Source organism: Chloroflexota bacterium (assembly GCA_034717495.1).
GTDB lineage: Bacteria > Chloroflexota > Anaerolineae > JAAEKA01 > JAAEKA01 > JAYELL01.
Window position 1 is genome coordinate 1 of record JAYELL010000097.1, and the last position, 16,313, is coordinate 16,313.

Annotated in this window: 16 protein-coding genes; 6 read left to right on the forward strand and 10 right to left on the reverse strand. The window is 57.2% G+C overall.

What is annotated here, in order from left to right; genetic code table 11:
* The 3 genes from U9R25_17120 to U9R25_17130 all read right to left on the reverse strand — a co-directional run.
* Positions 1 to 468, reverse strand: a 468-nt coding sequence (locus U9R25_17120) for a hypothetical protein (protein MEA3337620.1), incomplete at its 3' end; no start/stop codon positions are given.
* Between the two features lie 29 nt (positions 469 to 497).
* On the reverse strand, positions 498 to 950 hold the full coding sequence (locus U9R25_17125) for a hypothetical protein (GenBank protein ID MEA3337621.1): 453 nt from the start codon (positions 948 to 950) through the stop codon (positions 498 to 500).
* A 10-nt stretch (positions 951 to 960) separates the two neighbouring features.
* On the reverse strand, positions 961 to 1,794 hold the full coding sequence (locus U9R25_17130; GenBank protein MEA3337622.1) for an SAM-dependent methyltransferase: 834 nt from the start codon (positions 1,792 to 1,794) through the stop codon (positions 961 to 963).
* Between the two features lie 416 nt (positions 1,795 to 2,210).
* Here U9R25_17130 and lepA point away from each other — a divergent pair, with 416 nt between their 5' ends.
* Both lepA and rsmA read left to right on the forward strand, forming a co-directional pair.
* Positions 2,211 to 4,013: a translation elongation factor 4 gene (lepA, locus tag U9R25_17135; protein MEA3337623.1), complete on the forward strand. Its 1,803-nt coding sequence runs from the start codon at positions 2,211 to 2,213 to the stop codon at positions 4,011 to 4,013.
* A 48-nt stretch (positions 4,014 to 4,061) separates the two neighbouring features.
* A complete protein-coding gene (gene rsmA / locus U9R25_17140) occupies positions 4,062 to 4,931 on the forward strand; it encodes a 16S rRNA (adenine(1518)-N(6)/adenine(1519)-N(6))-dimethyltransferase RsmA (protein MEA3337624.1) in 870 nt (289 codons plus the stop codon).
* Here the strand turns inward: rsmA and U9R25_17145 are convergent.
* The gene (locus U9R25_17145) at positions 4,904 to 5,572 is read right to left on the reverse strand and encodes a lysophospholipid acyltransferase family protein (protein MEA3337625.1); all 669 of its coding nucleotides are present in this window, start codon (positions 5,570 to 5,572) and stop codon (positions 4,904 to 4,906) included. The genes rsmA and U9R25_17145 overlap by 28 nt on opposite strands.
* A gap of 9 nt (positions 5,573 to 5,581) precedes the next feature.
* Positions 5,582 to 6,562, reverse strand: a complete 981-nt coding sequence (locus tag U9R25_17150; protein MEA3337626.1) for a LysM peptidoglycan-binding domain-containing protein — start codon at positions 6,560 to 6,562, stop codon at positions 5,582 to 5,584.
* Positions 6,563 to 6,689: 127 nt separating this feature from the next.
* On the opposite strand from U9R25_17150, the gene U9R25_17155 reads away from it, so the two are divergent.
* The 4 genes from U9R25_17155 (at position 6,690) to U9R25_17170 (ending at position 12,225) form a co-directional block, all read left to right on the forward strand.
* The gene (locus U9R25_17155) at positions 6,690 to 8,399 is read left to right on the forward strand and encodes a glutamine--tRNA ligase/YqeY domain fusion protein (protein ID MEA3337627.1); all 1,710 of its coding nucleotides are present in this window, start codon (positions 6,690 to 6,692) and stop codon (positions 8,397 to 8,399) included.
* A gap of 21 nt (positions 8,400 to 8,420) precedes the next feature.
* Positions 8,421 to 9,254, forward strand: coding sequence for an OB-fold nucleic acid binding domain-containing protein (locus U9R25_17160; GenBank protein MEA3337628.1), 834 nt, complete (start codon positions 8,421 to 8,423; stop codon positions 9,252 to 9,254).
* Between the two features lie 92 nt (positions 9,255 to 9,346).
* Positions 9,347 to 10,864, forward strand: coding sequence for a glutamate--tRNA ligase (gene gltX, locus U9R25_17165; protein ID MEA3337629.1), 1,518 nt, complete (start codon positions 9,347 to 9,349; stop codon positions 10,862 to 10,864).
* Positions 10,864 to 12,225 (forward strand): nitrilase-related carbon-nitrogen hydrolase, encoded by a 1,362-nt coding sequence (locus tag U9R25_17170; GenBank protein ID MEA3337630.1) that lies wholly within the window; start codon positions 10,864 to 10,866, stop codon positions 12,223 to 12,225. The genes gltX and U9R25_17170 overlap by 1 nt, the downstream gene beginning before the upstream one ends.
* A gap of 86 nt (positions 12,226 to 12,311) precedes the next feature.
* On the opposite strand, the gene U9R25_17175 is transcribed toward U9R25_17170, so the two are convergent.
* The 5 genes from U9R25_17175 to U9R25_17195 form a co-directional block, all read right to left on the reverse strand.
* Positions 12,312 to 13,277 carry a maleylpyruvate isomerase N-terminal domain-containing protein gene (locus tag U9R25_17175; GenBank protein ID MEA3337631.1) on the reverse strand — a complete coding sequence of 322 codons (966 nt, stop codon included), beginning with the start codon at positions 13,275 to 13,277 and terminating at the stop codon, positions 12,312 to 12,314.
* 162 nt (positions 13,278 to 13,439) lie between these two features.
* Positions 13,440 to 14,204: a formate dehydrogenase accessory sulfurtransferase FdhD gene (fdhD, locus tag U9R25_17180; protein MEA3337632.1), complete on the reverse strand. Its 765-nt coding sequence runs from the start codon at positions 14,202 to 14,204 to the stop codon at positions 13,440 to 13,442.
* A 46-nt stretch (positions 14,205 to 14,250) separates the two neighbouring features.
* The gene (locus U9R25_17185; GenBank protein MEA3337633.1) at positions 14,251 to 14,571 is read right to left on the reverse strand and encodes a hypothetical protein; all 321 of its coding nucleotides are present in this window, start codon (positions 14,569 to 14,571) and stop codon (positions 14,251 to 14,253) included.
* Between the two features lie 13 nt (positions 14,572 to 14,584).
* Positions 14,585 to 15,577 carry a betaine--homocysteine S-methyltransferase gene (gene bmt / locus U9R25_17190; protein ID MEA3337634.1) on the reverse strand — a complete coding sequence of 331 codons (993 nt, stop codon included), beginning with the start codon at positions 15,575 to 15,577 and terminating at the stop codon, positions 14,585 to 14,587.
* A 29-nt stretch (positions 15,578 to 15,606) separates the two neighbouring features.
* Positions 15,607 to 16,308 (reverse strand): corrinoid protein, encoded by a 702-nt coding sequence (locus U9R25_17195; GenBank protein ID MEA3337635.1) that lies wholly within the window; start codon positions 16,306 to 16,308, stop codon positions 15,607 to 15,609.
* Positions 16,309 to 16,313 lie beyond the last annotated feature (5 nt).

The window sequence follows — 16,313 nt, forward strand, 5'->3', positions numbered from 1 at the left end:
GAGAGTCGAGATCGTAGCCTGGGCCACCTCGGAAGCCGTCTGAACCTGGATCGTATAACGGTGCAAAGTCTGCTGCAAAGCAAACCTGATACGTTCCTGTTCTTCGAGGATGATATCGCGCTGGGCAATCAAGTATCCCTGCAGAAGCGCCCGGTGGTAGGTTTCCGCCATCCGAAGATCGGGCATAGCGATCAGATCTTGATCGTATGAAACGTGTTGTCGTAAAACCTCTCCCAACTGCAGAATGGCCTCGTCCCCTACACCGGACCGGCAGAGCTCCCCGCCGTGTTCAGCCACGGCTTCACGGTTTCCATCGGCGAAAAAGGCAAGGTATGACTCTGTCTCGGAATCGGCAAGCCGTTTCAGGTCGCTCGGCCGAATGAAGGCGCGGCCTGAAAACAGGGTCGAACGCAAGACCCCAAGTATAAGATCAGCAAGCTCAGGCTGTCGATCAACGCTATCCTGCATGAAGGTTTCGCTTACGGAGCCAAGTCGTGTCAGCCGCTCCCCAATGCGCGGCTCTCTTTGGCTCTTAGAAACGCTTGGTAGGTGCGTTCCTGTTCCTTTAGTAAATTCTCTTCGCGGGCTTCAATATAACCCTCTGTTACAGCATTACAATATTGGCCAGCAGTGTTGGGAAGGTCCGAAAGAGGATTCGATTTCTCGCGGCAGGTTCGACGCAATGCCTCAGTCATGGCCAACAATGACGCCGAACCAAGCCCATCGTTTGCCAGTTGCGCCCCGATGTTGCGGGTCTCTACATCTTGTCGCCCATCAAAAAACGAAAAAAAGGAAGTGGCCATCTCAGCACTGATCTGTCTCACCCGGGCAGGTGAGATCATCAATCCGCTGGAAAAAAGGGTATCGCGAAGCGCATGTTGAAGCTCCAACTCTAAAACACCGATATCAACATGTTCCTCAGGAACTGCAGGGTCGCGACGATCGTCCACAGAAAAACTCCTATTTTATCAGATAGGCACCAAATCCTGTGCCCGCTTCACCGAAAACACCCACATCCTCATCGCCAATAACAGACTCATCAAAGCTGTGCCAATCCAAAAAATTCACGAAACCCTGATCATCAGGACGCCACGGTTGTACAAGTTCCTTATAGCGGCTTAAGGATCGAAGATAAAACGGCGTCCCCATCTGCCGATAGATCTGGAGCACTTCGTCGGCACGGACCTGATCCGACTTGCCTTCCGCACCCTGGGCGTTGAATGCCCAGGTACTGGTGGGACCTGCCCAATCGAAGAACACGTCCGCGGCATAAGAAATCTCCTCGTCGGTCAGGAAACCACCCACACCCCAGTACACAATGGCCACATCACGCTTTCCGTTCAGTATGTCCGTTATCTCAGGATTGTTGAGCAATTCTTCCGGTCGCCTTGCATCGGCCTCGAAGAAGTACGTTCCGGGCGTGTCGCCAAGAATCTCCCGGGCATACTCCACAACGACAGGATCATAATCCGAATAAATGACCGTAGTCCCCGATGGAACTACGGTGTGAAGATGGTCCTGGGTAGGAAGACCTGAGGCAAAATCAATGATCGTGTCGAATCCGCGGACTGCTGTTAACTCTTGGCCGATATCCTGCAGACACCAACGCTGCAAGCGAGATAGCTTGCTAAGAAACGGAAGGCGAATCAGGATTTCTTCCGCCGCTCGGCGATCGACCTCAAAGTTATGGTGACCGCCCAGAAAATAATCATAGATTCGACCTGCACTGGGTATGCTGGCGTCGACAATGCTCTCTTTAGTCATTTTCCTTACTCCATCTGAGGATGTTGACACTTACTTCGGCAGAGACTGAGCAAATGCTGCATCAGACTGAGATATGGGAGAACCTGTACAACAGCAACGACAAACAACCCGCGTCAATAAGCAGGGATCATCATGTGGGACACAGGGACAACGATTCTCAGACATACAAGGGCAGCAACCTGCTCCAAACCACAGGCAATGGCTGATTTTATCACACTCCCTACAAGGGCGCAAACAGATCGTATCCGTTTTAAGACTCACGCTCCCTGTTGGGACTGACGCGGCCGGCATGCGCCTGTCCCCAAAAGTCTGGTCGAAAAGCGACGCGGGGCGCCGCGCTTTTGGGCCGCAGGGTTTGCCGGGTTCCCATCCTTCCCCTTTGTATCTTTTAGATTGCAGCGCTCTGGGGTATAATCGCCGTCAGTTGATGGAAAGGAAGAAACAGAGTGGACCTGAACAACATTCGTAATTTCTGCATAATCGCCCACATCGATCACGGCAAGAGCACGCTGGCCGATCGCCTTCTTCAGATTACCGGTACCGTTTCCGAACGGGAAATGAAGGAGCAAGTGCTCGATGATATGGACCTGGAACGGGAAAAAGGGGTCACCATCAAGGCCTCCGCGGTCCGCATGGCGTTCCAGGCACAGGATGGGCAGTCATACGAAATCAATCTTATCGACACCCCTGGGCACGTCGATTTTTCCTACGAAGTCAATCGGGCGCTGCAGGCCTGCGAGGGCGCTGTGTTGGTGGTAGATGCCAGCCAGGGGATCGAGGCCCAGACCCTTGCCAATCTCTACCTGGCCATGGAATCCGATCTGGAAATCATCCCTGTTATCAACAAGATCGACCTGCCCGCGGCCCGCCCGGATGAGGTCGCCCAGGAGATCGAAGACCTGATCGGCACGCCGGCCGAGTATATTGTCCGGGTATCGGCAAAAGAGGGCACCAACGCCAAACAGGTTCTGGAATCGGTTGTCCAGGAGGTGCCCCCACCCCAGGGAGAGCCCGATCAACCCCTGCGCGCCCTGATCTTCGACAGCCACTACGACGCCTTCAAGGGAGTGATCGCCTATGTCCGTGTCGTCGATGGCACTGTCGAGCACGCCGCCCCATTGCAGTTGATGTCGACAGGGATCGGGCTGGAACCGCTGGAGATAGGTGTCTTCTCGCCGCGCATGACGCCGGTCGACCGGCTGAGCGCCGGTGAGGTAGGCTATGTCGCCACCGGCCTGAAGACGGTCCGGGATCTGGCGGTAGGGGACACCCTCACCCAGACCGATTCACCGGCCGACAAGGCTCTGCCCGGATATCAAGCCATGAAGCCAATGGTTTTCGCTGGCCTTTACCCCAGCGAGAGCGAGGATTTTGTCTTGCTCCGGGATGCACTGGAAAAACTGCATCTCAATGACGCCTCTCTTGTCTACGAGCCAGAGACCAGCCAGGCCCTGGGATTCGGTTTCCGCTGTGGCTTCCTCGGACTCTTTCACATGGAGATCATCCAGGAACGCCTGGAGCGCGAGTATGGGCTTGACATCATTTTCACGGCGCCGAGCGTCGAATACCAGGTGACGAGAACGGATGGCACGGAGATGGTCATCGACAGCCCGGCCGATCTGCCTGAGCCCAACGAAATCCTTGAGATTCGGGAACCCTGGGTTGAAATCGAGATATTCACCCCCAGCGAGTTCATCGGCACGGTGATGGAGTTGGTGGTACGCAAGCGAGGCGAGTTTATCTCACAGGAGTACTTTGATCAGCGGCGGGTCCTGTTGAGCTACAAGATACCGCTGAGCGAGATTCTGACTGAGTTTTTCAACGATCTGAAGGCTCGCACTCGCGGCTATGCCAGCCTCGATTACCATTTTGATGAATACCGGCCGGCCGACATGGTAAAGCTCGAAGTCCTGGTCAACCACCACCCTGTCGATGCCCTGAGCATCATCGTCCACCGTGGCGACACCTATCGCAAGGGACAGAAGCTGGTCAGCAAAATGAAGGATGCCATTCCGCGGCAGATGTTCCTGGTTCCCATTCAGGCAGCCGTCGGCAACAAGGTCATCAGCCGGGCCAACATCAAGCCGCTGCGCAAGGATGTGCTCGCCAAATGTTATGGCGGCGATGTCAGCCGCAAGCGCAAACTACTGGAACGGCAGAAAAAGGGCAAAAAACGCATGAAGATGGTTGGTAGCGTAGAGATTCCCCAGGATGCCTTCATGACGGTGCTGAGCCTGGAGGATGACTAACAGCGTGTTTCTGTTGCTGCCGCGGTCGCGGGATCCGTTGACTTCGGCATGACTACCCCTTCCACCCGTCTGGGCGATCTGCTGCGGCGCCATGGTCTTAAGCCGCGCAAAGGCCTGGGGCAGAATTTCCTGGCCGATCCCGTGCACCTGGATCGAATCGTCGAGGCGGCCGAACTGTCAAGCGACGATCTCGTGCTGGAAGTGGGTCCGGGCGTTGGCACATTGACGGTCCGTCTGGCTGCCCGGGCAGGGCACGTGGTTGCGATCGAACTGGACCAAAAGCTCTTCCCAGCCCTCGAAGAGGTCTTGAGTCAGTCTCCCAATGTCACCGTGATCCATGGAGACATTCTCCAGCTCACCCCAACTCAATTGACCATCGACCATCGACAATTCACCATTGACGATTATAAGGTCGTCGCCAACCTGCCCTACTACATCACCTCGGCGGCAATCCGCCACCTGCTGACAACAGACCGGCCCCCTACACTGCTTGTCCTGACGGTTCAAAGGGAAGTTGCCCAACGGATCGTGGCACAGCCCCCGGACATGAGCCTGCTGGCCATCAGCGTGCAGTTCTACGCGAAGCCCGAGATCGTGGCCAGGATTCCGGCGGGCGCCTTTTATCCCGCACCTAAGGTCGACTCTACCATTCTGCGCTTGCGCGTGGGCATGAACCCGGCCGTTCAGGTAGCCTCCGAGGACGATTTCTTCCGGGTCGTGCGGGCAGGGTTCAGCCAGCGACGAAAACAGCTGCGCAACGCGTTAAAGGGGGGACTTGGCCTCACCCCCTTGCAGGCCACTGCACTGCTCGAAGCCGCTGAGGTAGCCCCGCAGCGGCGAGCCGAAACCCTCAGTCTTGGGGAGTGGGCAAAATTGGCCAACAACTGGCACTATTCATCCGCTTCAGGCAAGGCGTAAACACCACGGTATTGGGGGGGCAAGAGCTCGGCAATTCGATACATGATCTGATCGGTGTACGCCTCCAGTTGCTCACCCTTGGCGCGGTTGGGACTGCCCGGCAATACGAAGGGTTCACCCACCTCCACGATTATTCTAGGACGCCTCAATCGCCTCAGAGTCGCGAATGCCTTCTCCTGGCCACTTATCCCGACAGGCACGATAGGTACGCCCGTTCGGGAAGCCAGGTAGGCCACGCCGGGATGTCCTTGCTGAAGCCCGCCCGTCTTGCTCCGGGTACCCTCGGGAGCGATTGCCAGTGCGCCGCCCCCCTTGAGTACTTTGACCGCAGCGCCCATCGCCTTGCGATCCGCCCCGCCTCGATCGACAGGGATGGCCGATTCTGTCCAGCGTAGAAAGTGCCCAAGACCAAAAGTACTTTCCCAGGTGCTGGCGACAAGAAAGGTAATCGGCCGGTCGAGCAGCAAGAATCCGATGGGGGGATCTAATACATGCAGGTGATTCGACACGAAGAGAAATGGACCCGAGGTGGGTATTTTTTCTCCGCCGCGGACTTCAAGTCGGCTAAGAAGGCGAAACAACAGGCGATCTATCTCCCGAAGAATCCGCATTCGCAACGGCCATTGATTGGGCGAATCCATTAGGTTCCTCTACTCATCGGATACGGAAAGCGGTGTGGGAATCAGCCGGCGTCCCTGAGCCTGGACCGTGTAGCTAAACACGGGACCTGCCGGCACCAACTCCACATCAAACAGAGTCTCGCCGCCCCGGGCCACCACATTATGCACCGGCTCGACGATTCGGGCACCCACAACCCGGCCCAGAGGATCATATAGGGTGGCAACAGCAATCACAGCAACCGCCTCATGAGAGCCTACGTTGGCAATCCGCCCATGAAGGCGTAGCGGTTGGCGTGGAGGTTGATCCAGCGTGACGCCTCTTGGCTGCAAATCCATGTGGATGGGGTCGATATACGCGGGCACAGCCGACAGAACCTCGGTCTGGAAAGTGGCGAAGCTTGCAGGCACGTCTGAAAATCTGATGACGAAAGGGGCCCGTTGCCCCGGAGCCACAACGTCCAGCATGGTGTAGGAATCTCCGGCGATCAATGGGCGGTCCTGGTTATCGAACAGCCTCATCTGAACCAGAACTTGCTCCAACTCAACCGTGCTTGTGTTGATAACCTCGCCCAGAGCCGACAGGCCTCCCACCGGATTGGGGTGAAAGTATACGTTTTTCACCTTCATGGGAAGGGGCGTGGGGGTCGGGGTCTCCGTGGGTTCAATGGGACCGCTAATCCCTCCCAGGGGAATGATCAATTCCTGTCCCACCTGCAAGGCTCGCTCGTCGACAATGCCATTGACATCCCGCAGCAGATCATGGGGAACGCCAAACCTGCTGGCGATAATATGCAGATTCTCGCCAGCCTGGATTTTGTAGATCACCGGCGTGGGCGTGATCGTCGGCGTCGCCGTTGGCGGCGCCGTATAGGGCGCCGGGGTGCTGCTGGGCAGCTCGATTGGAACCAGGGTGGCTGTGACTGTTGCCGTAGGCGTCGGCGCCGGCATTTCAGTCGCCCGGGTCACAACCTGGCCACAGGAGCAAAGCAACATCAGAACGATGGCAAGCAAACCTGGCCACCAAAGAAATTTTCCACTAAACACGCGGACATTATACCACAACCCTCACTTCACCGAGAATGAAAAACTGTGTTAGAATGTTCGGTACTTATCCTGAGACACCAGAGGGAAAACTATCATGAGTACAGCGGACACCAGAACTTCAACTGACTTCATTCGCAAGCGCATCATCGAAGATAACGAAAGCGGGCGCTTTGACGGGCAGGTACATACGCGCTTTCCTCCAGAGCCCAATGGCTATCTTCACATTGGTCATGCCAAATCGATCCTGCTGAACTACAGCATTGCCCAGGATTTCGCAGGCAAGTTCAACCTGCGTTTTGACGACACCAATCCGACCAGGGAGGAGATGGAATTTGTCGAGTCCATCACCGAGGATATTGTCTGGCTCGGTGTCGACTGGCAAGATCGCCTTCTTTTCGCTTCCGATTACTTCCAGCAACTCTACGAATGGGCCGTCGACCTGATCGTAAAAGGCAGTGCTTACGTTGACGATCTTAGCGCCGAAGAGATCCGGCAATACCGCGGCACCCTCACCGAGCCGGGCAAAGATAGCCCTTTCCGAAATCGCTCGGTAGCGGAGAATCTTGAGCTCTTTGAACGCATGAAAAAGGGCGAGTTTCCCAACGGTGCCCGCGTTCTGCGCGCCAGGATCGATATGTCATCCCCTAACCTCAACCTGCGCGATCCGGTGCTTTACCGCATCTTGCATGCCACCCACCACCGCACCGGCGACCAGTGGTGCATCTATCCCATGTATGACTGGGCCCATGGCCAGTCGGACTCCATCGAAGGGATCACCCACTCCATATGCACCCTGGAATTCGAGGACCATCGCCCGCTCTACGATTGGTTTCTTGATGAATTGGGGATTTATCATCCCCAGCAGATCGAGTTTGCCCGCCTCAATCTCACCTATACGGTGATGAGCAAACGGAAACTGCGGCGCCTGGTCGAAGAAGGACACGTCGACGGTTGGGACGACCCCCGAATGCCCACCATCTCCGGCCATCGACGGCGCGGGTATACGCCGGAATCCATCCAGGATTTCAACCATCGTATCGGTGTCGCGAAAAACGATAGCATCGTGGATATTGCCCTTCTCGAGCATTGTCTGCGTCAGGACCTGAACGTGCGCTCCCCGCGCGCCATGGCTGTGCTCCGGCCTCTCAAAGTCGTGATCACCAATTATCCGGAAGGGCAAACCGAACATCTGGATGCCATCAATAATCCTGAAGACCAGTCCATGGGAATCCGCCAGGTACCCTTCTCGCGGGAGCTTTATATCGAACGGGCCGACTTCATGGAAGACCCGCCGCGCAAATTCTACCGCCTGGCGCCCGGGCGCGAGGTACGGTTGCGATACGCCTACTTCATCACCTGCGTCGACGTGATCAAGGATACTGATACCGGCGAGGTCATTGAACTCCATTGCACTTACGATCCTGCGACTCGAGGGGGCGATGCACCCGATGGCAGAAAGGTGAAGGCAACCCTCCACTGGGTATCCGCCCAACATGCGCTGGATGCAGAAGTTCGCCTGTACAATCATCTCTTCACTGAGGCCAATCCCGACGACGCGCCAAAGGGAGAGGATTTCCTGGCCAACCTGAATCCCGATTCCCTGGAGGTGTTAGGGAACTGCAAGATCGAGCCCAGCCTGGCCGGCGCACAGCCTGGTGATCGCTACCAATTCGAGCGCCAGGGTTACTTCTGCTTTGATCCCGACTCCACCGCCGAGCGGCTGGTGATCAACCGCACCGTTACGTTGCGGGACACATGGGCCCGGGTTCAGAAACAGATGGCGAAGAAGCAGGGAAAGAAGTAGGAAAGTGACGATGATTTTACGATGAGCGAAGCTGGCAAACAGGTCTTCGCTACCGATATTGGCCCCGACGATGACGTGGAGGAGCTGTTCCGTGTCGTCCAAATGCGGCTTCTACCCTATCGCGATGAGCACAAGGGTGATTATCTGCTGCTGATATTGGCTGATCAGACCGGTCAGATCGAGGCTCGAATCTGGGAAAATGCCTCGGAACCTGCCCAATGGCTCTCTGCCAACGACATCGTGCACGTCCGTGGGCGCGCCGAGCTTTATCAAGAGCGGATCAGGTTGCGGGTCGACGAGATAATCCCGGCCAAAGAGGGAACTTTCGCCATTGCCGAATTCCTGCCCCCCGTTGGGATCGATGACCAGCAAGCCCTGGCAGACATTCATGGGACAATCGACCGGATATCGAATCAGCCATTGCGGCTCCTCCTGCAGACCATTTTTGGCGATACGGAGTTCGTTTCAAACTTCTGTCTGGCCCCGCGGGAAAAGCCTGGCGGCCTCCTGGAGCAAACTATGGCCCTGTTGGAGTTGGCGGCCCCTCTGGAGCGGGTCAACCCAAAGCTGGACCTGGATCTATTGACGGCCGGTATCCTGCTGCATGAAGCTGGCACCAGTTACGCCATAGGTAGCGAAACCGGCCGGGAGGCCCTGGATCTGTTGGGGATTGCTGCCGTGAGTGATCAGCTGCTGTGCCAGAACCTGACCCACCTGCCCGAGTTTCCGAATGGCCTGGCCTTGAAACTGCGCCACATCATCCTGGCAGCCGCTTCTCCCAGCATCGCCCGCAGTCCGGAGGCGCTGGTGTTAGCCAGACTCAAACAGTTGCAGGAATCAGCGCGTAATATCTGAACACCGCCCGCCGATTCGCCAATTGACTGCTTGCCATCTGCTACTTACCTATCCGAAATCTGTGACGTACCACTTCTGGAGACCCTGGTTTTATGACTGAAAAACCCGCTCGCGTACGCTTTGCACCCAGTCCGACCGGTTACCTGCACATCGGTTCAGCGCGGTCGGCATTGTTTAACTGGCTCTATGCCCGTCATACCGGCGGTCAATTCATCGTGCGAATCGAAGATACCGATCGCAAACGTTACGTGGAAGATGCCCTGGATGATTTCCTTACCCAGTTGAGATGGTTGGGCCTTGATTGGGACGAAGGCCCCGAAGTCGGTGGTGACTACGGGCCCTACTTCCAAAGCCAGCGTCTTGATCTTTACCGCAAGTGGGCGGATTGGCTGGTCGACAATGGCTTCGCCTATCGCTGTTACTGCACCCCCGAGCGGTTGCAGGCCGTGCGGGAAGAACAACGTCAGCGCAAAGAGAAGACCGGCTATGACCGGCACTGTCGTTACCTGACCGGGCAGCAGCGCGCCCAATATGAAGCCGAAGGCAGGTCCTACGTGATCCGCCTGGCCGTGCCATTGGAGGGCACGACCACCTTCCAGGATGCGATCCGGGGAGAGATATCCTTCAATCATGCTGAATTTCAGGACACCGTTCTGCTCAAATCAGATGGCTGGCCGACCTATCATCTGGCAGCTGTGGTCGATGATCACCTCATGGACATTACCCATATCATGCGTAGTGATGAGTGGCTCAACAGCGTGCCCATTGGGGTTCTGCTCTACCAGGCATTCGGTTGGCAGCCCCCCGTCTGGGCTCACCTGCCGGTCATTCTCAACCCCAATGGCAAAGGCAAGATGAGCAAACGCCAGGTAATTGGCAAGGATGGCACCGTTGTGCCCGTGCATATGCGCGATTATCAGGCTGCGGGCTATCTGCCAGATGCCATGTTTAACTTCCTGGCCCATGTGGGATGGAGCCTGGACGACAGCACCGAGGTTTTCTCCAGGGAAGATGCCATCGATGCGTTCGCTATCGACGGCATCAAACCATCACCGGCTGCCTTTCCCGCCGACAAACTGGCCTGGATCGATGGCGTGTATATCCGCGAACGAGACGACGATGATCTATATCTGGAATTACTGCCCTTCGTGGCACAAGGGTTGGACATGAGCGAGCAAGAAGTTGACTCCCGCCCGGAACTGCGTCAGGCCGTGCCCCTGATCAAGGAACGAATGCGTACCCTCGTCGAAGCAGCTCCCATGGTGGCATTCCTCTTCGAGGATGGAGAACCGGACTACCCCGACCCACAACTTCTGGTGCCCAAGAAAACATCCCGTTCCGAGACAATTGATATCCTGGAAAAAACTTCCGCTTCGTTGGCTGCCCTGCCAGAGTTCGACAGCGACAGCGTCGAGGCCGCCCTGCGAGAATTGCCCGGCGAGTTGGAACTCAAGCCGCGCCAGGTATTCTCGGCGATCCGGGTCGCTGTAACCGGCACCAACGTATCGCCGCCCCTCTTCGAGTCGATCACTATCCTGGGACGCGAACGGACACTGCTGCGCCTTGCCGCAGCAAAACAGGCGGTGACAGCATTGACGGAGGACGGGTGATGGATCAATTGGTAGTCGGCTGTGTACAACTCAACATGAGACTCCCAGAGGATGTCCTGGAGGTAGAGGAGAGTCTGGCGCGCTTCCTTCGTCTGGCGCAAACCAAGCGCGTCAGACTGCTGGTATTCCCTCAATACAGCGGATTGATGGCCGCTGCCATGGTCACCAGGGGACGGCGGACCAGTTTGCTGAAAGCGGCCGACAAGGCGCGCCGCCACCGAACCTCGTTTTGGACCCGCACCCGGGCCAGGTTGGCCGGCAGCGCGGCCCAGATGCTGCGGGCAGATTTTGGACAGGCTCTGGAAAGTGCCCTGCTTCAGTCTCCCGAGAAACTGTGGGATGCCTATGTCTCACTTTTCAGCGAGCTTGCCCGCCGATATGCCATCACGGTCGTAGCAGGGTCGAGCTATCTGGTTGATCCGGCCGACGGTGCAATACGCCACATGGCTTTGGTGTTTGGGCCCAACGGCGAACAATTGGGCAGCCAGAGCGCGGTGAGTTTGCCGGACGAAGAACACCCCATGGTCGAGCCAGGCCGGCTGTGGCAGGCCATCCAGACTCCGGTTGGACGGCTCGGTATCCTGATCGGTCATGATACCCTTTACCCTGAAGCAGGGCGCCTTCTGGCCTACGCGGGCAGCGAAATTCTGATAGCCGTTGGCGCCAGTAGTCACCCCGAATCCTACCACCGTATGAGACAGGGACTTCTGGCCCGGGTTGAGGAGAATCAGGTATACGGAACGATGAGCTTCTCCGTCGGCTACAACCCCTTTACGGCCGGTGACGAACATCCCTATCTGGGTCGTTCTCTGCTGGCTGCGCCTATCAGCATGACCCCCCGCCTCAATGGGATTCTGGTAGAGATGGGAACCGAAAGCACCGAAGGGCTCATCACAGCCGAGTGGGACTTCACAGCCCTGCACGAGCGATGGGAAAAAGATGAGATTCCCCTCCGGGCGTCCATGCCTGTCGACGTTGCAGGTCCAACCCTTTCAGCAATCTACCTGAGTGGTCTCACCATCGAACAGGCTACCCGTCTTGGGCAACTGGAAGAGACGCCATTGGCCCTGGCGGAACCGCAGGAGATCATCGTCGCAACGCAGGATCAAAAGGTAGCTGAACCTGTTCCCCAGGAGACACCCGTCGACACCGTTCCGGACAGCGAAAGCGAGATTGTGCCACCCCTCGACGATGAAGGAGACAACCTGGCAAGCGACCCGGCTGAAATCGATAGTGCGCCCGCCACTGAGTCTCCGCCGGAAGAGGTTTCTGGCGCCGAAGAAACCGTCGCCGGGATCGAAAACGAAACCGACCAGGAGGAGGCCCAATCTGATCCCGAATCCCGTTGGCCCTGGTCCTGATAAAACCTTATTGCAGAAAAATGCGCCGGGTGCCCGCAGGCCCGGCGTTTTTGTTTCCCCACCGGTTTGTCACGGCAAGGATTCCCTCAGGCTATGCCCGAGGCCTCCTGAAGCTGCCGCAGATCTGGCTTGTGAACATCGTCGTGGACGGCCCATTCGTGGAAGAAGCTGATCAGGGCCATTTGATCGCCCCAGGGCGCCGGCGCCATCAAGATCAAGTCGGAATCATCCACAGCGTTGAATAGCATGACCATTTTGCGAAGCGATGTAGCCAGGCCATCGGCCAGTGCGATGACATCCAGGTTGGACCGCTTTTCTACTTCCGCTTCGTTCCATTCGTCATCATAGCGCACTTGCCTCTGTCCGGATCGTCCTCCCTGCCAATGTTCGGCACTGTGCAACATCAGCTCATCCCAGCTAAGCACGTGGGCCATCACGTCGCGGGTGGTCCAGTGGCCGCAAACCGTTTCGCCGAGCATGATCTCCTCTGTCAATCCACCGAGGGAGTCCAGTAAGTCGGTTCGGGCGATGATTATCGATTCGCGAAAGTCATCTCGTCGCAAGAGATCATGGTCGAGTCGCCAATGCCACAGACCTTCCGCATGCTCCAGGTCGTGGCTGCCCAGACTCTGCAACACAACGGCAACGCTCTGCTCTTGCGATGTCCGGCCAATGGGAAACGTACGATAGAGATCAGCGTCCGGCAACTCCTCCAGATAGCCAAGCAGTTGCCTTCGGATGCCGTCGAGCTCGTCCAGGACGGAATCTGCGGGAAAATCCTGACGCCGCCGCACGGCACTTCGATTGAACTCGATTTCGTCCACCGGGTCACGAAAGCACGGGTCACCATCCTCAACGAGATGTCTCACAGCTACCAGCGCTGTGCATTCGCGCGCAGTGATGTGGCTGAAGACATCGCGCACGTTCCAATCCTGATGCAACGTGATCTCAGTTGTCTCCTGTTCGGTGAGGAACAGCAGCGTTCGCATCAGTTCCCGCCGCGCACTATTGATCGCGGCCGACATTTGCCCTCGGTCGGGGAAATCACTCATCGATGGTCTTGATCCTTTGATTTCACCGCTGAATTCACAGGCCTCCGGCGCAGAGATCGCAGGTCTTTTCTGATATCTGATCTGCGGTTATCAGCGGATATCTGCGATCCATCATGCATTCCATCACAACTCGGACAGAGAAAAGGCAATCATCGTGGGCAGTCAGATCAGTCGAAAATCGCCAGCGTATACGTTGAAACCGGTAGATCGTACATAACCAACCAAGAGCATCTGCCAGTGTTGAGCCAACTGCACGCTCAGGCTGGTCGGTGAAGTCAGACTGACGACTGCCGGAACCCGCATCTTGGCTGCCTTGTTCAACATTTCCGAACTAATACGTCCCGTAGCGAAGAGGGTCAGACCCGCCGGGTTAATGCCCTTTTTCAGACAGGTTCCCCAAAGCTTATCGATCGTATTGTGCCTGCCCACATCCTCGCAGATCACCCTAACCCGGTTGCCATTGTCCAGGCTCGATGTGTGCACACCGCGGGTTACACGGTATAGCCTGGCGCCATCCAGAAGCCGGCGCATCCCGGACAAGATATCCTCACGAGATACCACCCGGGACCTATCGAGCGGAGCCACCAGTTGGCTCATATCATCAAAGGTCACACCACCGCCGCATCCGGAGGTCAGAATTGCCTCCCGGGGCAGGGTCGCGTCGGCTTCCCTCAACCATACATCAATGCAGGTAGCGCCGGGGCATAGGTGCAGTATCTGAATGTCCGCCATGCCCTGGATGATGCCTTCCGACCTTAGGAAGCCCAACGTCAACGCTTCAAGCTCAACGGGCGTGCACATGATGGTCGCCAGATTGCGACCATTGACATGGATACGGAACTGCTGCTCCTCGATGACAGCACCCTCGACGGAATGTTTTGACTCACCGTCCCAACGGGTGATCTGCCACTCAAAGGAACCGTCCATTGTTCCACTCATCGGTAAGGACACAGGCAATCTCGCCTTTTCGCGGTCATTTACGGGTGACATCCTGCAAAAAGCGCCAGCCAGCCTTGAAAACCCGTTCGAGAAAAAAGACCAGGCAGGAAAGGCTGGCACCGCCCAAAAATGCCACACCCAGGAGTGCCAGCAAGTCGCTGCCCCGGGTGACTTGATCGGAGCCAAGCAGCGCGCCCCACGGGCCGTCGATAGGCACACCCGCGGGCATCTTGTAAACCCCAAAAAGGGACGCCGCCATGTTGGCGAAAATCAGGGCGAGAAAGAGTGCGGTCAACAACAACAGGACCCGCAAAATGAAGTCTCGGCGCTGCACTCTGGCAAGCACATTGTCCATGGATGACATCCCGTTACACCCGGCTCCGGTTCCGCCTGGATCGCCGCGCGCCGCGCTGTTTGGCACTCTCGGGACCGGCGCCGGTCCCGGCAACCGCATCGACAGGGGGCTGGTAGTCCTCCAGCGGCGGGCCATCCAGGGCAGCACGAATGGCCTGCAGGTGTTCCGGTGTGCTTCCACAGCACGCGCCTACCACATCGACGCCCAGCGCCCGCATTCGAAGTGCGTAGGTTGCCATCACCTCTGGCGTTCCGTCGTAGGAGATGGCACCATCCTGCCAGAAAGGCAGACCCGCGTTGCTTTGCGCCATCAACACCACACCCTCCGGTCGGGCCTGGCTCATCTCAAAAATGATGCGTTCGATTTCGTCAGGTCCGTTGCCACAGTTGGCGCCTATCACCGTAATGCCCCACTCGTGCAGGGTTGCGACAGCCTGCGCAGGGCTGACACCCATCATGGTGCGGTAGTTGGTATCGAAGGTCATCGTTACTGCGATTGGCAGGTCGCACGCCTGGCGTGCTCCCTCGATGGCGGCGCGCACCTCGTCCAGGGAACTCATGGTTTCGATCAAAATGAAATCGGCGCCGCCAGCTGCCAACCCGGCCACTTGCCCGGCGAACGCCTCACGCGCCTCGTCGAAAGTCATCGTGCCCAGTGGTTCGAGCATTTCGCCCGTCGGGCCCACCGAACCGGCGACCAGCCGCGACTCGCCCGCAACCTCACGGGCCAGCGCTGCTGCCGCCTCGTTCAATTCGAAAACCCGATCCTGCAGATTGTGTAGCTTCAGGCGATAGCGTGTGCCACCGAAGCTATTGGATGTAATAAAATCACTGCCTGCGTCGGCATAACCCTGATAGACATCCCGAACAACAGCAGGATGGGTCACATTCCAAAGCTCGGGAGCACTGCCATCGACGTGCCCGGCAAGCTGAAGCATGGTTCCCATTGCACCATCGCCCATGACAACTGGCTTCATGCTGAGATATTCCAACAGACGATCACTCATGATACTCTCCTCGTCTACCCCTTATCGTCTCAGTCCCGTGTTCTCGGCTGCACTTTGATTCCCATCAGGGCTTTGGCAGTCTCCACAGCAACACCGGCATCCGCGCAGTAGGCATCAGCACCGATATCTTCCGCAAAGGCACCGGTCAGAGGCGCCCCACCAACCAATACCTTGACTTCATCCCGCAGTCCTTCAGTCTTTAGCCGCTCGATGACGACACGCATGTAGGGCATGGTTGTGGTCAACAGTGCCGACATACCAAGAAGGTCGGCCTTGTGTTCGCGCAAGGCTGCCAGGAACTGGTCGACATCCACGTTGATTCCAAGATTGAAGACCTCGAATCCAGCCCCCTCCAGCATCATCGCCACCAGGTTCTTGCCAATGTCATGGATATCTCCCTTGACGGTACCGATAACCACCGTGCCCGGAGGCTCCGTCTCCTTAGACTCCGTTAGCAATGGGCGCAGGATCTCCATGGCACCCTTCATAGCCTTGGCCGCCATCAGCACCTCAGGCACAAATAGAATGCCATCCCGGAAATCCTCGCCGACCAGTTCCATGCCGCCGATCAGACCATATTCGAGAACCTGTCCCGGTGTCTGACCTCGCTCGTCCAACGCGTCGTTGGTAGCCGCCACAACCTCGTCGCGCAGGCCGTCGTAAAGATCATCCTGCATCCGCTCGTAGAACTCCTGAAGGTCTTCGGGAAGGGAGTCAAAAGTATCGGTCATATCAA